Annotated in this window: 3 protein-coding genes; all 3 read right to left on the minus strand. The window is 62.1% G+C overall.

All coding sequences use genetic code 11. The annotated features are described in order from the left end of the window. The coding region (locus tag MBENS4_RS03430) for a HEPN domain-containing protein (RefSeq protein WP_039388784.1) at window positions 1–659 on the minus strand (659 nt) is incomplete at its 3' end. Between the two features lie 84 nt (window positions 660–743). Beyond that, complete coding sequence (locus MBENS4_RS03435; protein ID WP_039388785.1) at window positions 744–1,028, minus strand: RNA polymerase sigma factor; 285 nt, start codon at window positions 1,026–1,028, stop codon at window positions 744–746. Next, window positions 1,025–1,540 (minus strand): ArdC family protein (locus MBENS4_RS03440; protein WP_039388788.1); only part of this gene is annotated, 516 nt, incomplete at its 5' end. The genes MBENS4_RS03435 and MBENS4_RS03440, both read right to left, overlap by 4 nt.

A 1,540-nucleotide genomic window follows, 5' to 3' on the forward strand; every position in this document is an offset into this window, starting at 1 on the left:
AACGGAGTGTAGAAGGTCGAGACCAGCAGGACGCAATGGTAGAGGCGTTCGGTGGCTTGATGCAGTTCGAAAGCCGCTTTGTTATAGCGACCTCGTTCCAGATTGCTCTTAAAGTCGTCGAAGAATTCACCGGCACTGGGAAACCACTCTTCATAGTACTCTTTCGCCAAGGCCAGCGCGGCATGCGGGGTCTTGGGCTTGGGGGTCGCCAGTTCGCTGTCGTCGGCCTCGTAGAGCGCGATGCCGTCGCGGGCGATGTCCATGAAGAAGTAGCGGCCTTGGGCGAGCCCGTCGTTCACTTCCTGCATGGTGTGGACGATGAAATTGACCGGCGTCTTGAGGCTCTCGGTGATGCCATATTCGCGCATCAGCCGCTCGTCGACGCGGGTCCAGTACTTGACCCGGTCGGTCAGCCGCTTGTCGCTGACGATCACCAGCAGATCATAGTCCGACTTGTAGCCCTTGGCGGTGTGCGGCTCGTCGATCCAGTTGCCCCGGGCATAGCTGCCGTAGAGCACGATCTTGAGGATGCGCCCCTTCTTCTTCCAGTTCTGCGTCGAAAGCGCGAAGGCGTCCTCGAATTCCTCGAAGACGATCTGCACCACGCGTTCGAGCTCGCGCTGCTTGTTCGCCGGGAGATGGTCGAGGCTCGTTTTCATGGGCACAGACTCGCGCCTAACATCCTTGCTGCCAAGTGCAAAATGATGGCGGCCGGGGCCCTGTGGGCTCCGGCCGCGCGCATATCACCATCCCTTGCGTTTCTGACGGCGCAGAGAACTGGCGATCATTTCGATTGCATGGGCCAGATGGGTCTCGGCCTGCGCGTTCGAGATACCAAGTTCGGCCGCGATCCGGGGCACGTTCAAGCCTTCGATGCGGGCCAGACGAAAGGCCGCGTGCTCCGCATCGGGAAGCGAGGCCATCGCCCGCATATACCGCCGGTTCCGGGGATCGGGGACCTCGGCAAAGGCACCCCTGAGGGACGCCTCCCGGATACGCTGGACGAGGAAGGCAAGAGGCCGGATCATGCCGCCTCCTCCCCGAAGGCAAGGAGGTAATCGGCCGCCTTGCTGGCAGCACTGGCCGCACGAAAGATCGCCTTTTCGTCCTCGCGCAATACCGTGAGCCACGCACCGATGTAATCAGCATGCCGCACACTCGGCGCGATCCCCAAGGAGGCGCAGACAAAGGCGCTGGTCATCTCGGCGACCAGTTCCTCCCGGCCATACTTCGAGGAGCGATAGCGGCCCGACTGGTCCCGGTTGAGGCGGGTGGGATGCCCGGTCCAATGGCCCAGTTCGTGCAGCGCCGTGCGGTACCAGTTGATCGGATCGGGGAAAGCAACCTGTGGCGGCACCATCACGAAGTCCTCGGCCGGGGCATAGTAGGCCTCGCGCCCGCCTATCCGGAAGTCCGCGCCCGAAAGCTTTATGATCCGGTCGGCCTCGATCCGCGTCATGACCGGATCAGGGACGTTCGATACCTCGCCCGCATCGATTGGCAGGCCTTCGCACTGGTCAAGATTGAAGACCGTGAACCT

The sequence above is a fragment of the Novosphingobium sp. MBES04 genome (assembly GCF_000813185.1).
GTDB lineage: Bacteria > Pseudomonadota > Alphaproteobacteria > Sphingomonadales > Sphingomonadaceae > Novosphingobium > Novosphingobium decolorationis.